This is a genomic window from Exiguobacterium sp. QJM3NY_9, assembly GCF_056173545.1.
Genome location: NZ_CM149679.1, coordinates 2701730 through 2724774 on the forward strand (window position 1 = coordinate 2701730; position 23045 = coordinate 2724774).

Consider the following 23045-nt stretch of genomic DNA (forward strand, 5'->3'; position numbering starts at 1 on the left):
CTCTGACTTCTCAGCGATCGAAAAGAAAGAGGTGGTTCAACAGACGGGTCGGCATGCGTTCCGATTACCCGCGTTCCGGGTAAAGCGGGAAGCGACCTGTCAATGCAAGGACTTGCTCGTGTGCATTTTTTAATGTGTCGTCGTCTTCCGGGTTTTTGAGGACGAGTTCAATCAATGCCGCAATTTGTTTCATTTCTTCTTCTTTAAAACCACGTGACGTCATTGCTGCCGTCCCGATTCGAATCCCGCTCGTGACGAATGGGCTGGCCGGGTCGAATGGAATCGTGTTTTTGTTGACCGTGATACCCGCTTCATCAAGGGCATGCTCAGCGAGCTTACCTGTGATGCCGAGCGGCTGCAGGTCGACGAGCAACAAGTGGTTGTCCGTACCGCCTGAAACGATTCGCAGACCACGTGCCGTCAATTCTTCACCGAGTACTTTTGCATTCGTGACGACTTGACCAATGTAGTCTTTGAATTCAGGAGCAAGTGCCTCACCGAACGCGACCGCTTTTGCTGCGATGACGTGCATGAGGGGACCGCCTTGAATACCAGGGAAGATCGATTTATCAATTGCTTTCGCATGTTCTTCTTTACAGAGAATCATCCCACCACGTGGGCCACGGAGCGTCTTGTGCGTCGTCGTCGTGACGAAGTGTGCGTGCTCGACAGGGTTCGGGTGCAGACCCGCTGCAACGAGTCCTGCAATGTGCGCCATATCGACCATCAAGTATGCGCCGACGCTGTCTGCGATTTCACGGAAACGTTTGAAGTCGATGACGCGCGGATAAGCCGATGCTCCCGCAACGATCAATTTTGGTTTGTGTTCTTCTGCAAGCTTCGCGACGACATCGTAATCAATCATCTCTGTCTCTTGATCGACACCGTATTCGACGAAGTTGTATTGAACACCGGAGAAATTCACAGGACTACCATGCGTTAAGTGGCCACCGTGTGAGAGGTTCATCCCGAGGACCGTATCGCCCTGGTCAAGAATCGTAAAGTAGACGGCCATGTTCGCTTGTGCGCCCGAGTGCGGTTGAACGTTTGCATGTTCCGCACCGAAGATTGCTTTCGCACGATCGCGTGCCAAGTCTTCTGCGAGATCAACGAATTCGCATCCACCGTAATAACGGCGTCCCGGGTAACCTTCTGCATACTTGTTCGTCAGCACGCTACCTTGTGCTTCCATGACAGCTTGCGAGACGAAGTTTTCTGACGCAATCAACTCGATATTATCGCGTTGACGTCCTAGTTCCTTGCGCATTGCCGAAAAGAGTTCCTCATCTTGCTGTTTCAGATACGTAAGCGGTGTTTGTTCCATCTGAATTCCCCCATTCATTTTCGATACGCCTATCTTAACACGAATAATCAGTCCGCGGCACCCACAAAAAGTGCAGAAAAATAGCAAGAGGTATGCAACCCCTTGCACGAATCATTCGTATTTAGCACGCATTCCACCAATTAACTTCGGACGCGTCGTTGCTGCCGTAACATGTGCCTCACCGATTTCCCGGTGCGGAAGGCGAACCGGGATGGCGACCGGCTTCAAGTGCATGCCGATGAACGTGTCTCCGATGTCGATTCCAGCATCTGCTTGAATCGATTCGACGACGACCGGGGCAGAAAAACGTTCGTAGGCGATACTCGCCATCGAACCACCTGCTTCCGGTACCGGGACGACCGTGACCGGTTCCAGTCCGAGTCGTTCAACCGTTTGGCGTTCGAGCGTCAAGGCGCGGTTGATGTGTTCACAACCTTGGAACGCAAGATCGATTTGATGCGAACGACGAAATGTATCGAACACCTCAAACAATGCTTCGGCGACTTCCGGCGAACCCGCTTTTCCGATTTGTTTACCGATGACTTCACTCGTCGAACAACCGATGACGAGCAGCTTCCCTTTGAGGGGGAAGCGCTCATTCAAATCGGTCAACGAGGCTTCAAGATCCTGTTTAATCTGTTCGAGATCCATTTACTTCACCTCATAATCCGAGATTTTGCAGACACGGTTTTCGTGACGTCCACCTTCGAACTCCGTCTCTAACCAAATCTTTGCGATATCAAGCGCAAGACCCGGTCCGATGACACGTTCGCCCATCGTCAGGATGTTCGAGTTGTTATGCTGACGTGTCGCTTTTGCACTGAACGTATCATGGACGAGTGCCGCACGAATCCCTTTGACTTTATTCGCTGCGATTCCGATTCCGATTCCTGTTCCGCAAATCAGGATTCCACGATCAAATTCACCGTTCGCGACGGCCTCCGCGACGGGAATCGCGACGTCCGGGTAATCAATCGAGTCAGACGAATACGTACCGAAGTCCGTATAGTCGATCCCGAGTTCCTTTAATAAACCGTTGATTTCTGCTTTGAGTTTAAAGCCACCATGATCTGCACCGATTGCTACTTTCATCTGAACTATTCCCCCGTTTGTCTAGGTTGTTTTTTCGGAAGTTTCCGGTTGTCCGGCGCTTTTCTTCCATTTCCGTTCTGCGTTAATTTTAACACAAGACGGTTGACGAGGGGTTCGAGTTCATTTCGAACTTGGCGATAGACGTTCATCGATCCACCGTACGGATCGTTGATGTCCCGCTCAAGCCCTGTCACATATTCATAGAGGGTGAACGTCCGGTCCTTCAGTTCCGGGTAACGTTCCCCGACTTCTTGTTTATGACTCCGCGTCATCGTCAAGATGATGTCAGACCAGCGTCCGAGAACATCATCGAAAACTTGCGTATAATGCTCGAGTTCAATTCCCCGTTCCCGCAATACTTGGAGTGCGTTCTCTGACGCATCGAAGCCTTGCATCGAACGAAGTCCCGCAGACCGGACATCAAACTCTTGATCTGCGATTTTTGAGCGTAGTAATGCCATCGCCATCGGGCTCCGGCATGTATTTCCAGTACAGATAAACAATACGCGACGTGTGCTCATCTCAGTATCCTCCTTCTTTACGGGCGAATGATCCGACCACCTGCTGCCTTATGGAGCCGATTTCGGACTGCTAGCCCAACCCCTTCTTCTGATAGGTCCCGTACAAAAATCTGATCCACCGTCGTCTGATCAAATCGCCGTAAACAATCGTAAAGACGCTGTGCCGCTGTTTCTGTGGTCGTGCCGAGGAAACAGCGGACATCTGCTTCGACGTCTTCTCCGTCAAAGAGAATGACGCCGGTCTTTTGTCCGGTTTGGCGTGCTTCATCGATGAGCTGCTGCAGGAAAGAGAGGTCGCCCGCCACGACGGACAATGTTGCTTCCGGTGCGTAGTGCGTGTACTTCATTCCCGGTGCCTTCGGTGTTTTATCTTTCATCGATAAAGCAGGATCGAGTGCCACGGTGCCGATCTCGCCTTCCAGCTGCTCACGTGTGACGCCGCCCGGTCGTAAAATGACCGGAGGTGTCATCGTACAGTCGATGACGGTCGATTCAACACCGATACCGGTTTCTCCCCCATCGACGATTGCTGCGATTCGTCCCGAGAGGTCATAGGCGACATGTGCCGATGACGTCGGAGAAGGTTTTCCGGAACGGTTGGCACTCGGTGCCGCTAACCCTAGTCCTGTCGCTTCAATCAATTGAAGTGCAAGAGGATGGTCCGGCATCCGTAATCCGATCGTATCAAGTCCTGCGGTGACGAGGCTTGAAGCGGTTCCGTTCGATTCTAGAATGATCGTCAAGGCACCTGGCCAAAACGTATCCATCAAACGTTTCGCGACAGCCGGAATATGAGTGACGAACTGCTCTGCCTGTTCGATTGACGCGACATGGACAATCAATGGGTTGTCGGACGGTCGGCCCTTCGCGGCGAAGATTCGCCGAACGGCCGTCTCGCTCGTCGCATCCCCCGCAAGACCATAAACGGTCTCTGTCGGCATCGCGACGACTTCCCCTGCTTTTAATAAGTTTACTGCTACATCCAGTGTCTGTTGATCGATCATTTCCGTCTTCACTCTGTACAATCCTTTCGTTCCGCATACACGATACGGTCTTTACCGTTTATATCTTTTAAAATACCCGTTTCCGCAGTAGGATAACGCTCTTTTAACATCATTTGCACTTCACTTCCTTGATTGTGTCCGATTTCAAACACAATCAAGCGAAAATCGTCCTTTAAAATACGTGTGCTGCCGTCAATCAAGCGACGATAAAAAACGAGACCGTCTTTTCCGCCGAACAGCGCGAGGTGAGGCTCATGGTCAAATACGACGTCACTGAGCAACTCATCTTCTTCAATATAAGGCGGGTTCGAGACGAGGACACGGACCGATTGATCGGCGAGCGGCTCAAGCAGATCCCCTTGTAAAAAAGTTACGTCGCCGCCAAGTGCCGCTTGATTTTTTTTCGCGACCGCAAGTGCGTCTTCTGAAATATCGACCGTCGTGACCGGCTGTCTGAGCTCGAGCGCGAGTGTGACCCCGATCGCTCCGCTTCCCGTTCCGATATCGACGATTTCACCCGGGTGGAACGTCTCCCCGCCTAAACGACGGACGACGAACTCAATCAATTCTTCCGTTTCCGGACGGGGAATCAGGACAGCTGGCGTAACCTGAAAATCGCGTCCATAAAAGGGTTGGTACCCGATCAAATGTTGGACGGGAACACCATTGACGTGTGCCAGTAAGTATTCGCTGAATAACAGGTCATCGTCCGGCGATAATTCGTCCGAAAGTCGCACGAGCAATCCCGTCCGGTCGACTTGTAACACATGCATAAGTAACCATTCGGCACTCGACGCCTCGCGTCCTGCCGCGACTAACATCGTTTGTGCTTGATTCAATCGTTTCGCAATCCGCATCAGTTCGCCGCCTCCGATGCCCGTGCCTGGTACTCCATCACGAGCGTGTCGATGACTTCATCCATCTCGCCTTGGAGAATCCGGTCGAGCTTTTGAATCGTCAAGCCGATTCGGTGATCCGTCACCCGGTTTTGAGCGAAGTTATACGTCCGGATCCGCTCGGAACGGTCGCCCGTCCCGACAGCTGATTTGCGTTTTTCATCGTACTCGGCCTGCTGTTCGCGTTGAATTTTATCATAGACGCGTGCTCGTAACACTTTCATTGCTTTTTCTTTATTTTTAATTTGCGATTTCTCATCCTGACAGCTGGCGACGATTCCTGTCGGCACGTGTGTCACGCGGACAGCGGATTGTGTCGTATTGACGGACTGACCGCCGGGACCGCTCGATGTAAACGTATCGACGCGGACATCTTTATCGTGAATTTCAACTTCGACATCTTCTGCTTCCGGCAAGACGGCGACGGTCGCTGTTGATGTATGAATCCGTCCGCCTGACTCTGTCGAAGGCACACGTTGGACGCGATGGGCGCCGTTCTCATATTTCAGTTTCGAGTACGCACCTGTCCCTTTGACGATGAAGATGATTTCTTTATAGCCGCCGAGTTCCGTGTAGCTCGCATCGATGATTTCGATTTTCCAGGCTTGTTTCTCAGCAAACTTCGAATACATTTTGAAAAGATCAGACGCAAATAAGGCTGCCTCGTCGCCTCCTGCCGCACCCCGAATCTCGACGATGACGTTTTTGTCGTCGTTCGGATCTTTCGGTAAGAGTAACGCTTTTAATTTCGTTTCGAGTTCCTTGATTTCCGGCTCCAGGATTGCCACTTCTTCTTTCGCGAGGTCCCGCATCTCGGGATCCGTCAACATTTGACGTGCTTCTTGATAGGCTTCCATCTTATCGCGGTAAACGCGATACGTTTCGACGGTCGGCGCGAGCTGGGATTGCTCCTTTGAGACCTCTCGTAATTGATTCGTATCATTAATGATCGCCGGGTCAGCCAACTGATCATTTAATTTTTCATAACGGTCCTCTAACGCACTTAATCGATCCAACATAATCGGTCATCCTTCCTGACGGTTCTTCTATCGTCAGTATAGCAAATATTTAGAACGTCAGTAGCAAGACCTCCTCGCGACCGTCACTTCCGTCGTCAGACCGGTAGTTGACGTCAGACGGTCATTTTCCTATAATTAGTGTACTAATTGAATTAATACACTTAAGGAGGTGGAAGGATGTTTACCGTTGATCCGAAAAGTCCGCTCCCGATTTACGAGCAACTGGTCACGCAAATCATCCGCGCGATTGCGCGGGGAATCCTACGGTCGGGCGAACAGATGCCGTCGGTCCGCGATCTTGCGAGCACGTTACTCGTCAATCCAAACACTGTCTCCCGTGCTTATCAGGAACTCGAAAGCCGAGACTTTATCGTTACGATGCGAGGAAAAGGCTCCTTCGTCTCGGATTTGCCGCTTGACCAAGTCAAACAAGCTGCCATTCAAGAGCACATCACGACACTTTGCCTTGTCGCGAATGAACTATCGATTTCGAACGAAGAACTTTATCAGTTACTCATACAACACAGGGAGGATTCATCATGTTGACCGTGTCACACTTAACAAAACAAATCGATTCGACGATGATTTATGAAAACGCCTCGTTCACATTGCCTGCTGGTACGATCACAGCATTGATTGGACGAAACGGCGCCGGAAAAACGACGTTACTGAAAACACTTGTCGGGGCACTCGAACCCTCGCGCGGGAAAGTCGAATGGAACAACCAGTCAATCCACGACGTCCCGGCAGCACGGAAGCATCTATTTCTCGTCCCCGATTCCATCGGCGTCTACCGTCAGATGACACTCGGATCACTGATTGAGTTTTATCAGGCTTTTTATCCGAACTTCGAACGGACCTATATCGAAAACTACTGCCGCTCGTCGAACCTCGATCGTGGTCGGAAAGTGACGTCGCTCTCGAAAGGACAGGCGCAACTGTTCTTGCTGCAACTCGCGTTTGCGACGAACGCCCCTGTTTTGTTACTCGACGAACCGACAGACGGACTCGACCGGATTAATAAGCGCAACTATTTACAGCAACTGGTCTCTTTACTGACGGAGCGTCAGACAGCCGTCTTGATTGCCTCACACCAACTCGAGGAACTCGATACGCTCGCGGACCGCGTGATGACGATCGAACAGCACCTCGTCAAGGAACCAAAGACGCTCGACGATGCAAAAGCGAGCATGCAAAAATGGCAAGTCGTCTACGAGATCGTCCCCGAGCTGAAGCACCATGACATTCATGTGCTGACACAAACTGGACGCGTCGTCACCTTGCTCGTCTTATCGGACGCAGGAAAGCTTTACTTAGAGAAGACGAATCCCTTATTAAAGGACGCCTTACCGGTCCAGATGGAAGACTATTTTTTAGGAACGTTCGGAGGAAATCGTCATGATTAAACAATTGATTCGTTACCATATCAAACAAGGCATTTGGCCGCTCGCGACGTTCTTTTTACTCGCAATCTTCAGCTACGGCTTCAGCAGTTTCTCCGCCATCGAGAATTTCGATACGTATCGTCTTGATGCAAAACCAAATCTCTTGCAAACCGTACTCGTCAGCCCGATTTTCGCCGGTTTCGGAGCGCTTTTGATTGCCGTCTTCGCCATTTTGATGGTTGGTCAAGAACGGGGCAGCGGACGCAGTTTAATCCTCCATGCCTTACCGATTCATAAAAAACATCTATTCTTCATTAAGTTGAGTATCGGGGCCGCCGTATTGATCATCATTCCAATCCTCGGCTTTTTCTCGAGCTGGTTCATCTTACAAGGCATCGGTGGCATCCATCCTTTTGATTACGTCACTTTGAGTGATCTCACATATGACTTTTTTAAATTCTTCATCTTCGATATGACTGTCTTCGCCATTTTCTTGTTCGCAGGAACGATTGCGGGTGATATCATCGGTCAGCTCTTAATCGGGATGTTCCTGTTCTTTTTGAATTACTTCACGTTTTTTGCCATCGCTGCTGTCACGACACTCGGTTTCGGACTTAAGGATGATTTCACATCGTCACTGGATTTTTTGATGACGGTCACAACCCCGTTCCCGTTGTTGTTCCAATCGAATGACTTAACCGGTCCTGCGATTTACAGCGCTGCTTTGACGATCCTGCTTCTCGTCATCAGCCGTCAGCTTTATGTGCGTAGCGAAAACGAGCGACTCGGTCGCTTTACCGTCTTCCCGAAGTCGCATCCGTTTTTCATCGTTCTCTTTACGGTCTATACGACGTTCATACTCGCTGCCGTCATCGGCGTCATTTCGTCCGAGAATCAAATCCTGTATTGGCTCGCCGTCTTGATTCTCGCCTGGCCTGCCTTCAGTTCCTACCGCCGGATGATTGGGTGGAGTCGCTGAATCCGTGCTACACTTGTTTCAAATCTTTTAAATAAGGACGGTCTACACCCATGCCAAAATATCTTCAAATTTCCCAACAACTCGCCGCCCGGATTCAGGATGGGTCATTACCTGCTGAAACGAAATTACCGTCAGAAACGGAATTGATGGCAGAATTCTCTTCGAGTCGCGGGACAGTCCGTAAGGCAATCGATGCGTTGCTCGAAAAAGGCTTTGTTCGTAAACAACAAGGCAAAGGCGTCTTCGTCTTGAGTCAAGATGCGATCGAGTTTCAGTTCAATGGCATCGTCAGCTTCTCGGAAGCCCATCAAAAAATGGGGCAACACGAAGTTGAAACGGACGTTTTGTCTTGCGACGTCATCGATGCGACGGATGAGCTCGCTCAGTTATTCAGTGTAAAAAAAGGAACATCGATCACACGAATCAAACGGATTCGAATCATCGACGGTGAACGCGTCATTTTTGATATCAACCACTTCGTGACAGAACTCGTCCCAGGACTCACTTCAGCGGTCGCTTCCGGCTCGATTTATACGTATATCGAACAAACGTTGAACCGGCAAATCAGCTATGCGAAACGAAAAATCGAAGCGCAACCTGCGACAGCTGAAGATCGGGAACAACTCGACTTAGAAGGGACGACGCATGTCATCGTCATCACGAATGACACCTATTATTACGAAGGACAACACTTCGAGCATACAGAATCCCGTCACCGCCTCGACAAATTTCAATTTACGGATATCGCGCGTCGATAGACCGCAAGATGGCCGCTCAAAAGACGATTCGAGACAGAATGCGCTCTAACCCGTTTGCATGCCTGGATTTTCCTCATGGTATGACCTGAAAAGCGTTACGTTTCGTTGACTCCTACGGGAAAAGTGCGTTTTTAACGCACGTTCAGAGGCAGGCAAGACCCTGCTCGTTGTCCGTGCAACAGCTTGCGCCTCGCCCGAGGAACGCAACGAAAACAGACGCTTGATCTCCCCATAGCACGTTGTCTACAGTCTTAAACCGCCTCCCGATTTTGTCGGAGAGGCGGTTTTTATCTTGATTCAGAAAGGATTGAAGTCTCCTCTTCTTTAACCCTTTTAAACTTATCTATATAAGTTGTTGACTTAACTTATATAGATAAGTTAAGATGAATTTGCGCAGATAAGAAAACGTTTTCATTTCAAGTGATGTCTTCAGTTCAATCCAAAAGGAGAATGAGAGATGAAACCTAATTACCGTCAAATTGCTGAACAACTCATCGAGCGAATCGGTGGGAAAGATAATATTGAGCAAGCCGCCCATTGTGTGACGCGGCTCCGCCTGACACTGAAAGATCAAAACCTCGTCGAACAAGATGCCTTACTCGAAGTCCCGCTCGTCAAAGGGGCATTCTTGAATGCCGGCGTCTATCAAATCGTCATCGGTGCGGGGGATGTCGACCGCGTCTATGCCGAATTCATTCAATTGACCGGATTAAAAGCAACGACCATCGCCGACGTCAAATCGTCCGGTGCTTCCAAGATGAATCCGTTCCAGAAACTGATTAAAGTCTTCTCCGACGTCTTCATGCCAATCATTCCTGCCATCATCGTCGCTGGTCTCTTGATGGGGATCAACAATCTCTTCGGCATCGAGTTCGGCGGAAAAACGATGATTGACCGCTACCCGAACCTCCAGGGGTTATGGGATTTAATCAATATGATGGCGAACACCGCCTTCGTCTTCTTACCGGCACTGGTCGGCTGGTCGGCAACGAAACGGTTTGGCGGGAGTGAAATCCTTGGGATCGTCATGGGACTGATGCTTGTCCACCCGGACCTCCTGAATGCCTGGAACTATGGACAAAGTGCGTTAAAAGGCGAGATTCCGACATTCAACATACTCGGTCTCTTCGAAATCGAAAAGGTCGGTTACCAAGGTCAAATCCTGCCTGTACTCGCAGCAGCCTATGTCTTAAGTACGATTGAAAAATGGCTCAAGGAACGTGTTCCGAATGCAATCCAGCTCCTCGTCGTACCGATTACGACGATTACTTTAACTGGTTTCCTTGCCCTTGCTGTCATCGGTCCCGTCACGCGTCAGCTCGGCGACTGGATCACGATTGGTGTCGTCAATACGTTCGAAGCCGTCCCGCTGCTTGGTGCCTTGTTGTTCGGTGCCCTCTATGCGCCACTCGTCATCACGGGGATGCACCATATGTTCATCGCCGTCGACCTTCAACTGATTGGACAAAGTGGCTCAACCTTCATCTGGCCGATGATCGCCATCTCGAATATCGCTCAAGGATCAGCGACGCTCGCCATGCTCTTCCTCGCGAAAAACGCGAATGATAAAAACATGGCGTCGACGTCCGCGATTTCTGCCTACTTCGGAATTACGGAACCGGCGATGTTCGGTGTCAATTTACGCTTTAAATATCCATTTTATGCAGCACTCGTTGGATCAGCCATCGCTTCTTCTTTCATCGCCGTCAGCGGTGTCTTAGCTCCTGCAATCGGTGTCGGTGGTTTGCCTGCCTTCATCTCAATCGTTCCCGGATCGATTTTGTCGTTCATCATCGGTATGGTGATTGCGATTGTTATCCCGGTTGTCTGTACGTTCCTGTTCCATTACGTCTCAACGAAACGCGCACGAAAAGCGGCACTCAAAGATGCTGCGTAACTGTTTTTAGAAAGGTGTGACTTGTATGACGCTCACAACGACCGACTGGCGGAAATCCGCTGTTTATCAAATCTATCCGAAAAGTTTTTATAGCCCGGAAGGAAAAGCGACGGGCACCCTCCGTGGCGTCACGGAAAAACTCGACTATCTCGCGTCACTCGGCATCGATTATTTATGGCTGACGCCTGTCTATGCCTCACCACAAAATGACAATGGGTATGATGTCAGCGACTATTATGCGATTGACCCTTCTTACGGGACGATGCAAGACTTCGATGACCTGCTTGCGGAAGCAACGAAACGTGATTTAGCGGTGATGATGGATATCGTCGTCAATCACTGTTCAACGGAGCACGACTGGTTCCAGCAAGGACGGAATCCCGACAGTCCGTATCATGATTATTTCATTTGGCGGGATGAACCGACCAACTGGCAGTCGAAGTTCGGTGGTCCGGCCTGGTCGTTTGATGAAGTCGCCGGCAAATATTATCTTCATTTGTTCGATCAAACCCAAGCCGATCTCAACTGGGAAAACCCGCGTCTTCGCGAAGACATCTATCAGATGATGCAGTTTTGGCGCGACAAAGGGGTCCGTGGATTCCGCCTGGATGTCATCAATCTCATCTCGAAGGATCAATCGTTCCCCAATGATCCGACTGGAGACGGCAGAACGTTTTATACGGATGGACCTCGTGTCCATGAGTACCTCCAGGAAATGAATCAACGTGTGTTTGACGGTTATGACTTGATGACGGTCGGTGAGATGTCCTCGACGACACTCAATCATTGCCGGCAGTATTCAAATGTCAGCGAGGAAGAGTTGAAGATGACCTTTAACTTCCACCATTTAAAAGTCGACTATCCGGACGGTCAAAAATGGACAGCCGCGCCATTCGATTTTCTTGAGTTAAAACGGATCCTGTCGGACTGGCAAGTCGGAATGCAGGGAAAAGCGTGGAATGCCATCTTTTGGTGCAACCACGACCAGCCCCGTGTCGTCAGCCGGTTCGGTGACGATACCGTCTACCGCGTCGAAAGCGCGAAGATGCTTGCGACGACGTTACATGGACTTCAAGGCACACCGTATATTTATCAAGGTGAAGAAATCGGGATGACGAATCCGGATTTCACGGATCTTACAGATTATCGTGACGTCGAAACATTGAATCTCTATGAAGAAAAAATTGCTCAGGGCGAAGCACCTGAACAGATTCTTGCGGCAATCCGCCAAAAATCACGCGACAATGCCCGAACACCGATGCAATGGGACACGACGCTTCACGCCGGTTTTTCAGAAGCAACGCCGTGGATCGACGTCGCTCCGAACTATACTGACATCAATGTCAAAGCTGCCGTCGCTAATCCTGATTCGGTGTTCCACCACTATAAAAAGTTGATTCAATTACGAAAACAATATGACGTGTTGACGAACGGAATGTATCGTCTTCTCACACCGGACGACTTGTCGATTTGGGCGTACGAACGAACGACAGAGGACGAACAGCTGCTCGTCCTCTCGAACTTCTACAGTTCAGAAACGACGTTCACGTTACCAGAGACGATGTCGGACGCCGACGTCTTGATTCAGAACTATCCTGATGTCGCACAAGACGGGCGCAACGTCACATTACGTCCATATGAGTCGGTCATGTTCTACCGGACCACTTAACGATTTGAAATGAATAGAGGGAGGTGGATTTCCAGTGTATGATCCGGAAATCCACCTCCCTTTCTCTTGTGAACGATAAGAATTTGCATAGAAAAGGCCGATGCTTCCGTAAAAAGTCGGAAGCGTCGGCCGTTTGATGGATTGTGATCTGACTCCTGCGTCGGATTCACCTCCAAAAGAAATGATCGCTTTTGGATTCAGGAGGCGTTTCGATTTGCCTGTTCTTTTTTCAGCTGTTCGCGGAACAACCTCGTCTCGGCAATGACGACGCCGGACAGACCAAGCAGACCAATCAAGTTCGGTATTGCCATCAAACCGTTGAAGACGTCCGAGATGGCCCAAACCATGTTCAAGTTCGTCGTCATCGCGCCCAGTCCGGCGACGAGAACAAATACGACGCGGTACGGCACAATTGATTTTTGACCAAAGAGATAATAAATCGATTTTTCACCATAATACGACCAGCCGAGGACTGTTGAAAAGGCAAACAAGACAAGTCCAATCGTGACGATATACTTTCCGGTCGGACCGAGGAACACTTCAAAACTTGCAGTCGTCAATTCGACTCCTTCTAATCCGGTCCCGATTTTTCCACCCATGACGAGCGTCAATCCTGTCATCGAACAGACGAGAATCGTATCAAGGAAGACTTGTGTCATCGAGACGAGTGCTTGTCGTCCCGGGAAATCGGTTTTCGCAGCCGCAGCCGCGATTGGCGCTGAACCGAGACCCGCCTCATTCGAGAAGACGCCTCGGGCGACACCGTAACGAATCGCCGCCCCGATTGCACCACCCGTAATCGCTTCATTCGAGAACGTGCTGCTGAAAATTGTTGAAAATGCCGCTGGAATCAAGTCGTAGTTCATGATCAGGATCAATAAACCACTTCCGACATAAAAGAAAATCATGAATGGCACGAAAAAGCTGACGACTTTCCCAATCGATTTGACACCACCCAAAATGACGCCACCTGTTGCGACCATTAAGACGATTCCGGTCACGTAGAGCGGTACATCGAACGTTGACTTCATCGCGAGCGCGACCGAGTTCGTTTGAACCCCGTTACCAATCCCGAAAGCAGCAATCGAAGCGAAAGCGGCAAATAAAATCCCGAGCCACTTTTGCTTGAGCCCCCGTTCAAGATAGTACATCGGCCCTCCGGCCATCTGCCCCTTTTCATCGACGACACGGTATTTGACGGCGAGAATCGCCTCCGCATATTTGGTCGCCATGCCGAATAATCCGGATAACCACATCCAGACGATCGCACCTGGTCCCCCAAGGACGACGGCTGTTGCGACACCGACGATATTCCCCGTACCGACCGTTGCTGCCAGTGCGGTCATTAATGCCTGAAAATGACTGATGTCCCCTTCCGATTGTTTCGAGTCCTCTTGTTTCGTAAACGCGAGCTTTAACGCATAAGGAAGTTTTGTAATTTGAATGAATCCTAAACGAATCGTTAAGTAAATGCCTGTTCCGACTAATAGGATCAGTAACGGTGCTCCCCAAACTAAATTCGACACCGAACTTACCCACTCAGTGAATGACGTTCCCATGCTTTTCCCCCCTCTGCAATTCGTATGTAGACTTTCCCATTTTTTCAGAATTGACAGAATACTGTCAACCCTATTTCCTAAGTTCCCCTTTCAGAGATGTTCCACACATAAAAAAAACGCCGACCTCCTCCGGCGTGTCACGTCGGGGAAAATCGGCTGTTCGTCATTGGTTCATATCAGTAATCGATTGGGCCTCTTTTGCCTCTTCCGGCAGCTCAATCGACTCGATGGCATTGAATTTCGAAAACGTGGATTCATTCGTCATCTTAAAGGTCGTGCCTTCTGTGATTTCAAACTCCATCGTCATATCGAGCGACTTCGGATAATACGTCTTTGCGTCATATGTCATCGTATATTCCATCTTTTTATAATCCACTTGATCCATTATCTCTTTCATCTGCGCCATCTGTCCCGATTGTTCGAGCGCGTCTTTCATGAAGTTTTTCAAGTCGTCCCCCGTCAAGTCCACATCAATTTGATAGAGTTCATCTTTTCTTTCGGCTGTCCAATTGTCTTTATACTTCTTCAACAGTTTCAGGTTTTGATCGGTCGAGACGGATGATTCCATGATGTCATTCATCTCCGAGATGTCTTGGACAAACCATTGCCCGTCCTGTGCGATATACATCTTGTCGTCGAGCATATAGCTCTCCATTTGTACATCCGAGCCATCCTCGACATTCTTCATCTTAATCGTTTGATGCATCGTATAGGGTTTTTGAATGACATCTGCTGCGACTTGCTGACTGACAGGCAGACCGCCGACTTCTGAAAAGATGTCGCTCTCCATATGAAACGACTGAATATCCTCCTGTGCTGCCGTCGCCTTTTTTAACAGTTCACTATTCGACAGGTCGTCTTGACTGCATCCGGCAAGACCGACCGAAGAAACCATTGCCAGCGAAAAAAACCATCTTCCCTTCTTCATGTGCGTTCCCTCCTCGTTTACCTGTGTCTACGAGTCGATTTTGGAAAAAGTTTCAAACTGATTCGGTTACGCTTAGCGCTGATCCGGATAGAGCAACGGCTCAATGGCTTCAGGCCGCATCGGACGACCGAAATAATAACCTTGCATCCGTGTACACTTCAAGCGATTCAAGACGTTGACTTGTTCGAGCGTCTCGACCCCTTCCGCGATGACTGCTACATCCAGCGATTTTGCTAAATGAATGATGGAGGAAATCATCGCATATCCACTCGTCTCGATATTGATTTTTTCAACGAATTCACGCGGAATCTTTAACGTATCAATCGGGAAATCGACGAGACGGGATAATGAGGAATAGCCTGTCCCGAAATCATCAATCGAAATCGTGAACCCCAGCTCTTTCAAACGATGCATCGTCTTGACCGTAACCTCGATGTCTTCGACTGCCGATACCTCCGTGATTTCTAAATCGATTCGCCTCGGGTCGACGTCTGTTTCTGCTAAAAGTTGCATCAACGTCAGGACGAACGTTGGGTGATGGAACTGTTGCATCGATACATTCAAGCCTACCTTCAAGGCGATGTCTGCCTGTTCCCAGCGCTTCGCCTGCAAAAAGCCTTCACGTAAAACCCATTCGCCAAGACGAATGATCATCCCCGCTTCTTCCGCGAGGGGAATGAAATCGTTCGGTGAAATCATTCCGAGCTCCGGATGATTCCAGCGGACCAACCCCTCGACACCGACCATCTGATACGTGATCGTGTCGACTTGAGGTTGATAATACAAGACGAGTTGATTCGTCTCAATCGCATGGGGGAGCTCCGACTCAAGTCGTAGCCGGTATGACGCCGCTTCCGCAATATCATCAAAGAAGACGACCGTTTTTCCGCCTTTTGCCTTTGCCTGATACATCGCTAAATCCGCTTGTTTTAATAACGTCACGACATGTTTCGGTTCCGTTCTTTGATGGCGAACTACTCCGATGCTCGGGCTCGAGACGACTTCAAGTCCTTCAATATTGTACGGGATGCTCAACTGGTTAAGAAGGCGCTCAGTCCGGGTTCTCGCCCCTTCTTCCGACACGATATGACGGAGAATGACCGTGAATTCATCGCCTCCTTGTCGGGCGACGACGTCTTCGATTTCTGTCGCGCGGCGTAAGCGTTCTGCGACTTGAATCAGCAATTGATCGCCGATGTGATGTCCAAACGAGTCATTCACGAGTTTAAAATCGTTTAAGTCGATGAAGCAGAGAATGATCGTTTCTTGACTTTGTTCTTGCTCGACTAAATGGTGTAACATCTCTTCGAAATACTTTCGATTGACCGCTTTCGTCAAGTGGTCATAGTACGCAAGCTGATGGATTTTCAATTCATTTTTCCGCATGTCTGTGATGTCACGACCGATGCCGAACAAACCAACAAGTCGTTTTCGGACACGAATCGGAATTGTCGTCACGCTGAGCAGGACATTGTTGCCACCTTCCTTTCGAAACACCGTCTCGAATTGTTCAGCGCTCATCTTATCTTGATCCGCCATGGCAGAAGTCCCTTGTCCAAGCAATTGATCGTACGACCGACCAATCAACTCGCTCTCACAATGTTCCGTCAGTTTTTCGAATGATGGGTTCGCACTTTCGATTTGTCCTTTCAAATCAAGAGAATAAACGGCATCCGGATGATACGTAAAGAGTGATTCATAACGTTCCTTACTCTCTTCCAACTCGTCCGCCTTATGGTGGATTTCTTGAATCAATTGATGGTTACTTAAAATCATTAAAATTTGCCGGACTAAAATTAAGAGAATCGTCACCCCGCAACCAATCATCAATCCATTTAAGGCATCTCCCCGTTGCGCATAAAACAGCATTGTTGAAAACAATAGAAGTACGAGGAAATACGGTAAAAATAACCGCCCGAGATGCAAGGATTGCCTTTCTTCCTGCTCGACTCGGATATGCTCCATCGTCACTTCTCCCGCGTGACCGGAAATCGCGACTAACAATAAACTTAAAATGAATAACGGATCAATCGCTGCGGTATTCTCATACCCATGGATGGTCGTCATATATAAAAAAATGGTATCGGCGATAATCTGAATTAATATTCCGATTAATAAAAAGGAAAAACAGGTCGGTCGTGTGACAGTTTGTCGTTTTTCGATTAAGAAGTAGATGCTGATGACACAAAACAGCAACACGACATCATTCATCGGATACGCGAACGCGACGAAGTTTTCCGCTGTCGACGCTTGCCCATCCGCTAAAGAAGGACGAACCAAGAAAAACCAGCTGTATGTCACAGCGACAGTCATGACGATTAAAATATCAAACACGAATCGAATCAATTGATGTTTCGTCACGTATTTTCGAATCAAATGAAGAAATGCCATAAAGAAAAAGAACGATTGCAACATATAAAAAGGGTCCGGCAGACCGGGAAAAGGAACGGCAACCTGTTGGATATTTTCATAAGACATCCAAATCAGTTCCGCAATCAGATAACTTCCTGTTCCGAAAGCAAGATAGAGAAAAAACCGACCTTGGTCCCGGCCATTCGTTCGATATGTGTGCAGTAAGAATAATGTTGCAGCTATACAGCCTATGATAGAAAAAATGTTATTCCCCCACGATGCCAGTTCCGGTCGATCGGCATAAAACCAGATCCAACTATAATAGCTCAAACTAAATAAAAGAACGCCGTACACGTAATGAATCCGCTTCATGTTCATTCGCCCCCCTTTCTTCCAAACCTCTAAGTTTTCCGTACTTTTATTATTATACGGTGGTTATACCATCCCGTGTATGCGTGACCATGAATTATTGACAAAAAACAGAAAACTTTCTATCGCATGTAAGAGGGGCGCGACCTCAAAAAGGAATCGCTCATTTTCCACGCGCTTTCCTGCAGGAGTCGCGTGAAACGAGTGATTCCTTTTGAACGATCTAACAGGTGGCGGATTGACTTTTACGTCCGTCCCCGTTTTACATCCGATAGAGAAACATTACTGAAAACTGCGTAACAAGTTCGCCATCTCGATGGCAGAGACCGCCGACTCATATCCTTTGTTCCCTGCTTTCGTGCCGGCCCGTTCGACCGCTTGTTCAATCGAGTCCGTCGTCAATACACCAAAGATGATCGGAACACCCGTCTCACGCGACGCACCGGCGACACCTTTCGCGACTTCATTGCAGACATAGTCGTAATGCGACGTCGCACCGCGGATGACGGCACCAAGTGTGATGACGGCATCATACTTACCGCTTTTCGCCAGTTTTTCCGCGACGAGCGGAATCTCGAATGCGCCCGGCACCCACGCCGTATCGACGTTATCCGCTGCGACACCGTGACGACGGAAGGCATCGTTTGCTCCTCCGACTAATTTAGAGGTGATCAATTCATTGAATCGTGCTGCGACGATCGCAACCCGGAGTCCTTCGCCCGTTAAAAATCCTTCGTATACCATCTTAATTTCCTCCTTCGAGATCGAGCAGATGCCCGAGCTTCGTCTGTTTGGTTTTGAGATACTGGTGGTTTTCTAAACTTGCCGGTACTTCATGCGGAACCCGCTCCAGCACGGTGATGCCGTACGTTTCGAGCGCTTGCTGTTTATCCGGGTTATTCGTCATCAAACGGATTTTCGTGACACCGAGATCCTGAAGCATCGCTGCTGCGACGGCGTAGTCGCGTAAGTCGGCTGCAAATCCGAGCGCATGGTTCGCCTCGACCGTATCGAGTCCTTGTTCTTGGAGCTCATAAGCTTTCAGCTTCGCCATCAGACCAATCCCCCGCCCTTCTTGACGCAAGTAGAGGACAGCACCACCTTCTTGTTCAATCCGGTCGAGCGCCGCGTCGAGTTGCGGACCGCAGTCACACCGTTTTGATCCGAAGACGTCACCCGTCAGACATTCGGAATGAACCCGGACGAGCATCCCGTCTTCTGCTTGACCTGATAGCACCGTGACATGTTCCTTGGCGTCAGGTGTCGTATAACCAAGCATCCGAAACGCCCCGTGCGTCGTCGGTAACAAGACTTCCGCTTCACGGCGGACAGGGCGCTCGAGATAGCGGACGAGAGCATCGATCGTAATCATTTTTAAATCATGTTCTGCTTTATACGTCACTAAATCATCAACCCGTGCCATCGTCCCGTCGTCTAAAATGATTTCACAGATGACGGCCGCTTCTGCGCTTCCCGCGAGCCGTGCCAAATCGATCCCTGCTTCCGTATGACCACGCCGGACGCGGACGCCGCCTTCGTTTGCAATCAACGGGAAGATATGTCCGGGACGCTTGAACTGCTTTGGACCATCCGTCAACATCCGCTGAATCGTCATTGCCCGTTCCGCTGCACTGATGCCGGTTTTCGCATCTTCATGATCAATGCTGATCGTAAAAGCCGTTCCGTGCGGATCCGTGTTGACATCTGTCATCGGTCGGAGTTCGAGTCGTGTTGCGATATCCGGACTGACCGGGACACAGACGAGTCCTTTGCCGTAAGTGATCATGAAGTTAATCATCTCGGGTGTCGCGTGTTCCGCAAGTAACACGAGATCCCCTTCGTTCTCACGGTTTTCATCGTCACAGACGATAATCGGTCGTCCGCGTTTTAAGTCATCCACTGCTTCTTCAATCGAATCAAATCCGTTCATCATGCTTCGCCTCCTAAAAATGCCGACCAGTCCGTCTTCGCATCCTTCTGCGTAAAGTGATAGAGATGTTTCGCCATCAAGTCACATTCGATATTGACGAGGGCACCCGTCTGCAAGCGATCGAACGTCGTGACTTGGCGTGAATGGGGAATCAATGAAATCGTCACCGCGTCGTTTCCGACATGTTGCAGTGTCAGGCTCGTACCATTGATTGCAATCGATCCTTTCGGAATACAGTACTTGCTCCAATCGCCTGCCTCAAAACGGTATTCCATCGCTTCACCGTCCGGTCGCCGGCTGAGAAAACGAGCCGTTCCGTCGATATGCCCGCTGACGAAGTGACCACCGAACCGTCCATTCGCCGGCATCGCGCGTTCGAGTTGAACGGCTGCTCCGACCCGTAACGTCTGCAGCGACGTCGCTCGGATCGTCTCATGGACCGCATCGGCCGTGAATCCGCTCTTCGTCATCGCCGTCACCGTCAAACAAATGCCATCAACGGCAATGCTGTCGCCAATCTTTGTTCCGTCAAGCACTGCTGTCGCTTCGATTTCGAGCGCCAACCCGTTCGGTCGAGGGACTTTCCGTTTTATTGTGCCGAGTTCTTCAATCAATCCGGTAAACATGTCATCCTCTCCTTTCGTACATACTGGAGATGGACGTCCGGTCCGATTTGGTTCATTTTCACTAAATCAAAACGGTCTTCGATGTCCTGTTCCGTCGTCAAAGACTTTGTCCCACTGAAGAGGGACGGTGCCTGATAGAGTTCGATCATATCCACGAGATCCGCTTCTAAAAATGCGGATTGAATCGTGGGACCGCCTTCAATCAATACACGCCGGATGCCTTGTTCATATAAAAGTTCGAGGATTTGGTCCGGTGTCGCATACGTCCCGACGAAAACCGTCACGTTCGCCCGTTCGCTTGTTCGTGGCTGTTCCGTCAACCAATACGTCGGATTCAATCCGTCATTCATGACTTGAAACTCATCCGTCAGGCGCCCCCGCCGATCGACGATGACGCGGACCGGTTCGATGCCGGTCGAACTGCGCAACGTCAATGCCGGGTCATCGATGATCACCGTGTCGCTTCCGACGAGAATCGCGTCGTGTGTCCCGCGTAACTGCCGTCCGTCAGCACGTGCCGCTTCTGAAGTGATAAAGCGTTGTTCACCCGTCGCGACCGTCCCGTTCATCGTTTGGGCGACTTTCACTGTGACATGCGGACGTTTTCGTTCGATTGCCTTCCAAAACGGTTCGTATAATGCCTCCGCCTTATCTTTTAGCAACCCGACTTCAACCTCAATCCCCGCCTGACGGAGACGTGTGATACCGCTTCCTGCGACGAGCGCGTGGCGGTCCTCTGTCGCGATAAAGACGCGCGCAATGCCGGCTTTTAGAATCGCTTCCGTACACGGCGGTGTTTTGCCGTGATGATTGCACGGTTCGAGCGTCACGTAGAGATCGGCTCCGCGTGCCGCTTCACCTGCCATGAGGAGCGCTTCGACTTCGGCATGGGGTCCTCCCGCATAACGGTGGGCCCCAAAACCAACAATCCGCCCCTGTTTGACGATGACGCAGCCGACACTCGGATTCGGGCTCGTTTGACCGTTTAACATGTGTGCTAGTTGCATCGCATAACTCATGAATGTTTCCATTTTTTCCGCTCCTTTCAATAAAAAAGACGCCTCCTGTAAAAGGGGGCGTCGTGATTGAAGGATTGACGAAATAAGCGTCTCGCGTTTCTGTTTTTACACATACAGAAACAGACCTTTCCCTGAAAACATTTTTCCAGAAAATGGCAGCAAGCGCATTGTTTCGTCCTTCTCCCATCCGGACTTTACCGTCGGCCTTGGAGTCTCACCAAGTCAGCCACAGTGCGTACACTGCAGGTCGCGGGCTCGTCGATCCATTGATCGCATCACCGCCGGTTGGGATTTTCACCCTACCCCGAAGAACTGGTTATTGAGTTATACAGCTCAAGATTAGCATAGGTCATTCTAAAATACAAAATGAATTGTATTTCATTCTCTTTTTTAGAAAAACATCAAAAAAGGACCCTTCTCTTAAAAGAAAAGGGTCCTCTCATCTGCACTAAGGCAGAATCCGCTCAGCTCATCTTTCAGACAAACGTCTGATGGAATTGGCACAGTACGACGTAAGAAGTCTGTCGCCGAGGTTTCGTAGGGCCAGTCCCTCCACCTCTCTCGATAAGTGCTGCGGTATGAAGTTCATATGTGTGATGTTTCAAGTCGTTCTTATGTCGTGAATCTACTGCTTACACTACGGGGATTCCCTTCTCAAGTCAACCATATTTTCAAAATTAAACCAAATTACCCAGTTTATCAATTTTGACTTCTTTTTAACGTCTTGACAACGTATTTCAATCAATGATATTCTCTTCACAATGATTATTCCGACAATTCCTATACGATATATCAAGAGTGGGCGAGAGATCTGGCTCTACGAACCCACGGCAACCTGCAACATGCAAGGTGCTCCGACCAGCAAAGCCGATGCTTTGGATGATACTTACGATAATCTCGTAGTGCGCCTAAAGCACTACGAGTTTTTTAATAGAAGGAGGAACCCTTTATGAATTCATCATCACCTGTTCTGTGTGGCGCAGAAGATTTTTTGATTGAACGAGGTCCAATCGGTATTTTACTGTCTCACGGTTTTAACGCCACCCCTCAAAGCGTCCGCACTGTCGGAGAATATTTTGCCGCCCAAGGGTTCACTGTGTATGCTCCGCGCCTCGACGGGCACGGGACGAGTATCCAGGATTTCGAAGCGTCGACTGCCGAAGATTGGAAACAAAGCCTCCGCCAAGGGTTCGACGTCTTAACCAATCATTGTTCGTCCATCTTCATCGCCGGACAATCGATGGGTGCGACACTTGCCCTCGCCCTCGTCGCGGAAGGATTACCTGCTGACGGATTGATTACGATCAATGCAGCGTTATCGATTCCTGCCTATGAATCATTATCTTTCGAAGACTGTCCACGCTACTTAAAAGAAAGTACCCCAGACATTAAACGTGAAGCGTTTGAAATCATCTATGACCATGTCCCTGTCGTCTGCGCATCGGAACTTTTAACCTTGATTGACGAGACACGTCCGCTCTTACCAACCATCGAGATTCCAACGCTTATTTTATATTCTGCCGAAGACCATGTCGTCCCGCCTGAAAGCTCGGATTACCTTTATCAAGTCATCGGTGCGACGGACAAACGGAGCTATTGCCTGCTTGACTCCTATCATGTCGCGACCCTCGATCATGATCAAGAAACGATTGTCCACGAGGCAACACGCTTTGTGCACCAATATAGTCGTTTGAGCCACACCGGTTGATGTCTTCCCT

At 49.5% G+C, this 23045-nt stretch carries 21 protein-coding genes and 3 riboswitches; of the genes, 7 read left to right on the forward strand and 14 right to left on the reverse strand.

Translation table 11 applies throughout. From position 1 onward, the window contains the following. Positions 1 to 64: 64 nt before the first annotated feature. The 7 genes from glyA to prfA form a co-directional block, all read right to left on the reverse strand. The gene (gene glyA, locus AC0VYQ_RS13695; RefSeq protein ID WP_088837978.1) at positions 65 to 1324 is read right to left on the reverse strand and encodes a serine hydroxymethyltransferase; all 1260 of its coding nucleotides are present in this window, start codon (positions 1322 to 1324) and stop codon (positions 65 to 67) included. 111 nt (positions 1325 to 1435) lie between these two features. Beyond that, positions 1436 to 1975, reverse strand: coding sequence for a TIGR01440 family protein (locus tag AC0VYQ_RS13700; protein ID WP_214767769.1), 540 nt, complete (start codon positions 1973 to 1975; stop codon positions 1436 to 1438). After that, complete coding sequence (gene rpiB, locus AC0VYQ_RS13705; RefSeq protein ID WP_029331763.1) at positions 1976 to 2416, reverse strand: ribose 5-phosphate isomerase B; 441 nt, start codon at positions 2414 to 2416, stop codon at positions 1976 to 1978. Between the two features lie 5 nt (positions 2417 to 2421). Next, positions 2422 to 2937 (reverse strand): low molecular weight protein arginine phosphatase, encoded by a 516-nt coding sequence (locus AC0VYQ_RS13710; protein WP_475403810.1) that lies wholly within the window; start codon positions 2935 to 2937, stop codon positions 2422 to 2424. 17 nt (positions 2938 to 2954) lie between these two features. After that, positions 2955 to 3953: an L-threonylcarbamoyladenylate synthase gene (locus AC0VYQ_RS13715; RefSeq protein WP_475403811.1), complete on the reverse strand. Its 999-nt coding sequence runs from the start codon at positions 3951 to 3953 to the stop codon at positions 2955 to 2957. Beyond that, entirely contained in the window at positions 3950 to 4798 is an 849-nt protein-coding gene (gene prmC / locus AC0VYQ_RS13720; RefSeq protein ID WP_088837980.1) for a peptide chain release factor N(5)-glutamine methyltransferase, read from the reverse strand. The genes AC0VYQ_RS13715 and prmC overlap by 4 nt, the downstream gene beginning before the upstream one ends. Continuing rightward, complete coding sequence (gene prfA / locus AC0VYQ_RS13725) at positions 4798 to 5856, reverse strand: peptide chain release factor 1 (RefSeq protein WP_029331769.1); 1059 nt, start codon at positions 5854 to 5856, stop codon at positions 4798 to 4800. Before prfA ends, prmC begins: the two co-directional genes overlap by 1 nt. Positions 5857 to 6033: 177 nt before the next feature. Here prfA and AC0VYQ_RS13730 point away from each other — a divergent pair, with 177 nt between their 5' ends. The 6 genes from AC0VYQ_RS13730 (at position 6034) to treC (ending at position 12544) form a co-directional block, all read left to right on the forward strand. After that, positions 6034 to 6402: a GntR family transcriptional regulator gene (locus AC0VYQ_RS13730; RefSeq protein ID WP_088837981.1), complete on the forward strand. Its 369-nt coding sequence runs from the start codon at positions 6034 to 6036 to the stop codon at positions 6400 to 6402. Next, on the forward strand, positions 6396 to 7262 hold the full coding sequence (locus tag AC0VYQ_RS13735; RefSeq protein ID WP_214767772.1) for an ATP-binding cassette domain-containing protein: 867 nt from the start codon (positions 6396 to 6398) through the stop codon (positions 7260 to 7262). The genes AC0VYQ_RS13730 and AC0VYQ_RS13735 overlap by 7 nt, the downstream gene beginning before the upstream one ends. Then, on the forward strand, positions 7255 to 8220 hold the full coding sequence (locus AC0VYQ_RS13740; RefSeq protein ID WP_475403812.1) for an ABC transporter permease subunit: 966 nt from the start codon (positions 7255 to 7257) through the stop codon (positions 8218 to 8220). The genes AC0VYQ_RS13735 and AC0VYQ_RS13740 overlap by 8 nt, the downstream gene beginning before the upstream one ends. Before the next feature lie 50 nt (positions 8221 to 8270). Then, on the forward strand, positions 8271 to 8978 hold the full coding sequence (gene treR, locus AC0VYQ_RS13745; protein WP_475403813.1) for a trehalose operon repressor: 708 nt from the start codon (positions 8271 to 8273) through the stop codon (positions 8976 to 8978). A 457-nt stretch (positions 8979 to 9435) separates the two neighbouring features. Continuing rightward, entirely contained in the window at positions 9436 to 10875 is a 1440-nt protein-coding gene (gene treP / locus AC0VYQ_RS13750) for a PTS system trehalose-specific EIIBC component (RefSeq protein WP_475403814.1), read from the forward strand. Between the two features lie 25 nt (positions 10876 to 10900). Continuing rightward, on the forward strand, positions 10901 to 12544 hold the full coding sequence (gene treC, locus AC0VYQ_RS13755) for an alpha,alpha-phosphotrehalase (RefSeq protein ID WP_475403815.1): 1644 nt from the start codon (positions 10901 to 10903) through the stop codon (positions 12542 to 12544). A gap of 197 nt (positions 12545 to 12741) precedes the next feature. Here treC and AC0VYQ_RS13760 read toward each other — a convergent pair whose 3' ends face one another. From AC0VYQ_RS13760 to ribD, 7 genes are all read right to left on the reverse strand, one after another. Next, positions 12742 to 14103: an alanine/glycine:cation symporter family protein gene (locus AC0VYQ_RS13760; protein WP_088837987.1), complete on the reverse strand. Its 1362-nt coding sequence runs from the start codon at positions 14101 to 14103 to the stop codon at positions 12742 to 12744. Positions 14104 to 14266: 163 nt separating this feature from the next. Continuing rightward, positions 14267 to 15031 (reverse strand): DUF6612 family protein, encoded by a 765-nt coding sequence (locus AC0VYQ_RS13765; RefSeq protein WP_475403816.1) that lies wholly within the window; start codon positions 15029 to 15031, stop codon positions 14267 to 14269. 72 nt (positions 15032 to 15103) lie between these two features. Then, positions 15104 to 17755 carry a putative bifunctional diguanylate cyclase/phosphodiesterase gene (locus AC0VYQ_RS13770; RefSeq protein ID WP_475403817.1) on the reverse strand — a complete coding sequence of 884 codons (2652 nt, stop codon included), beginning with the start codon at positions 17753 to 17755 and terminating at the stop codon, positions 15104 to 15106. 279 nt (positions 17756 to 18034) lie between these two features. Next, complete coding sequence (gene ribH / locus AC0VYQ_RS13775; RefSeq protein ID WP_214808901.1) at positions 18035 to 18496, reverse strand: 6,7-dimethyl-8-ribityllumazine synthase; 462 nt, start codon at positions 18494 to 18496, stop codon at positions 18035 to 18037. Position 18497: 1 nt separating this feature from the next. Continuing rightward, positions 18498 to 19682 carry a 3,4-dihydroxy-2-butanone-4-phosphate synthase gene (gene ribB / locus AC0VYQ_RS13780; protein WP_475404761.1) on the reverse strand — a complete coding sequence of 395 codons (1185 nt, stop codon included), beginning with the start codon at positions 19680 to 19682 and terminating at the stop codon, positions 18498 to 18500. Then, on the reverse strand, positions 19682 to 20308 hold the full coding sequence (ribE, locus tag AC0VYQ_RS13785) for a riboflavin synthase (RefSeq protein WP_088837992.1): 627 nt from the start codon (positions 20306 to 20308) through the stop codon (positions 19682 to 19684). The genes ribB and ribE overlap by 1 nt, the downstream gene beginning before the upstream one ends. Next, a complete protein-coding gene (gene ribD, locus AC0VYQ_RS13790; protein WP_475403818.1) occupies positions 20293 to 21339 on the reverse strand; it encodes a bifunctional diaminohydroxyphosphoribosylaminopyrimidine deaminase/5-amino-6-(5-phosphoribosylamino)uracil reductase RibD in 1047 nt (348 codons plus the stop codon). Before ribD ends, ribE begins: the two co-directional genes overlap by 16 nt. A gap of 159 nt (positions 21340 to 21498) precedes the next feature. Continuing rightward, positions 21499 to 21643, reverse strand: a riboswitch (FMN riboswitch). Positions 21644 to 21793: 150 nt separating this feature from the next. Continuing rightward, positions 21794 to 21898: riboswitch (SAM riboswitch) on the reverse strand. A gap of 215 nt (positions 21899 to 22113) precedes the next feature. After that, positions 22114 to 22216, forward strand: a riboswitch (SAM riboswitch). Between the two features lie 60 nt (positions 22217 to 22276). On the opposite strand from ribD, the gene AC0VYQ_RS13795 reads away from it, so the two are divergent. Continuing rightward, positions 22277 to 23035 (forward strand): alpha/beta hydrolase, encoded by a 759-nt coding sequence (locus AC0VYQ_RS13795; protein WP_475403819.1) that lies wholly within the window; start codon positions 22277 to 22279, stop codon positions 23033 to 23035. Positions 23036 to 23045: the final 10 nt, after the last annotated feature.

What these genes read in the sequence shown, in the direction of transcription:
- AC0VYQ_RS13795 (WP_475403819.1), top strand. Translation starts at nt 22,277, where the DNA reads ATGAATTCATCATCACCTGTTCTGTGTGGCGCAGAAGATTTTTTGATT.
- AC0VYQ_RS13710 (WP_475403810.1), bottom strand. Translation starts at nt 2,937, where the DNA reads ATGAGCACACGTCGCGTATTGTTTATCTGTACTGGAAATACATGCCGG.
- ribH (WP_214808901.1), bottom strand. Translation starts at nt 18,496, where the DNA reads ATGGTATACGAAGGATTTTTAACGGGCGAAGGACTCCGGGTTGCGATC.
- AC0VYQ_RS13770 (WP_475403817.1), bottom strand. Translation starts at nt 17,755, where the DNA reads ATGAAGCGGATTCATTACGTGTACGGCGTTCTTTTATTTAGTTTGAGC.
- glyA (WP_088837978.1), bottom strand. Translation starts at nt 1,324, where the DNA reads ATGGAACAAACACCGCTTACGTATCTGAAACAGCAAGATGAGGAACTC.
- ribB (WP_475404761.1), bottom strand. Translation starts at nt 19,682, where the DNA reads ATGAACGGATTTGATTCGATTGAAGAAGCAGTGGATGACTTAAAACGC.
- treR (WP_475403813.1), top strand. Translation starts at nt 8,271, where the DNA reads ATGCCAAAATATCTTCAAATTTCCCAACAACTCGCCGCCCGGATTCAG.
- AC0VYQ_RS13700 (WP_214767769.1), bottom strand. Translation starts at nt 1,975, where the DNA reads ATGGATCTCGAACAGATTAAACAGGATCTTGAAGCCTCGTTGACCGAT.
- ribD (WP_475403818.1), bottom strand. Translation starts at nt 21,339, where the DNA reads ATGGAAACATTCATGAGTTATGCGATGCAACTAGCACACATGTTAAAC.
- AC0VYQ_RS13740 (WP_475403812.1), top strand. Translation starts at nt 7,255, where the DNA reads ATGATTAAACAATTGATTCGTTACCATATCAAACAAGGCATTTGGCCG.
- AC0VYQ_RS13730 (WP_088837981.1), top strand. Translation starts at nt 6,034, where the DNA reads ATGTTTACCGTTGATCCGAAAAGTCCGCTCCCGATTTACGAGCAACTG.
- prmC (WP_088837980.1), bottom strand. Translation starts at nt 4,798, where the DNA reads ATGCGGATTGCGAAACGATTGAATCAAGCACAAACGATGTTAGTCGCG.
- prfA (WP_029331769.1), bottom strand. Translation starts at nt 5,856, where the DNA reads ATGTTGGATCGATTAAGTGCGTTAGAGGACCGTTATGAAAAATTAAAT.
- treC (WP_475403815.1), top strand. Translation starts at nt 10,901, where the DNA reads ATGACGCTCACAACGACCGACTGGCGGAAATCCGCTGTTTATCAAATC.
- AC0VYQ_RS13765 (WP_475403816.1), bottom strand. Translation starts at nt 15,031, where the DNA reads ATGAAGAAGGGAAGATGGTTTTTTTCGCTGGCAATGGTTTCTTCGGTC.
- rpiB (WP_029331763.1), bottom strand. Translation starts at nt 2,416, where the DNA reads ATGAAAGTAGCAATCGGTGCAGATCATGGTGGCTTTAAACTCAAAGCA.
- AC0VYQ_RS13760 (WP_088837987.1), bottom strand. Translation starts at nt 14,103, where the DNA reads ATGGGAACGTCATTCACTGAGTGGGTAAGTTCGGTGTCGAATTTAGTT.
- ribE (WP_088837992.1), bottom strand. Translation starts at nt 20,308, where the DNA reads ATGTTTACCGGATTGATTGAAGAACTCGGCACAATAAAACGGAAAGTC.
- treP (WP_475403814.1), top strand. Translation starts at nt 9,436, where the DNA reads ATGAAACCTAATTACCGTCAAATTGCTGAACAACTCATCGAGCGAATC.
- AC0VYQ_RS13735 (WP_214767772.1), top strand. Translation starts at nt 6,396, where the DNA reads ATGTTGACCGTGTCACACTTAACAAAACAAATCGATTCGACGATGATT.